We start from the raw sequence: 480 nt of genomic DNA, 5'->3' as shown, positions 1-480 counted from the left end.
GAGTGGGTTCGACGACAAGATCCTGTCACTGTACGCACGAGGGATGACCGTGCGCGAGATCCAGGCACACCTGGAGGAGATGTACGGGGCCGAGGTGTCGCCGAGCTTAATTTCATCGGTCACAGACGCAGTGGTGGATGAGGTCAAGGCGTGGCAGGCGCGCCCGCTCGATCCGGTCTATCCGATCGTGTACTTGGACTGCATCCACGTCAAAGTTCGAGACAGTGCAGTTCGAGTCAAGGCGGTCTACCTGGCCATCGGTATAACGATGAGCGGTGAGAAGGAAGTTCTGGGCCTGTGGCTGGCCCAAACCGAGGGTGCGAAGTTCTGGTTGCAAGTGGTGACGGAGCTACGTAATCGTGGCGTGCAAGACATCTTCATCGCCTGTGTCGACGGCCTGAAGGGCTTCCCTGAGGCTATCGAGGCAGTGTTTCCGTACACCACGGTGCAACTATGCATCGTGCATATGGTCAGGCACAG

The 480-nt window shown here is 58.1% G+C and carries 1 protein-coding gene; it reads left to right on the top strand.

Going from position 1 to position 480, the window contains the following annotated elements; translation table 11 throughout:
- Positions 1-480 (top strand): IS256 family transposase (locus ACVOL0_RS20400; protein WP_481550633.1); only part of this gene is annotated, 480 nt, incomplete at both ends.

It is taken from the genome of Stenotrophomonas sp. STEN021 (genome assembly GCF_056760175.1).
Note: the sequence above shows the minus strand (reverse complement) of the source record. Positions and strands in the feature narration are given on the sequence as shown.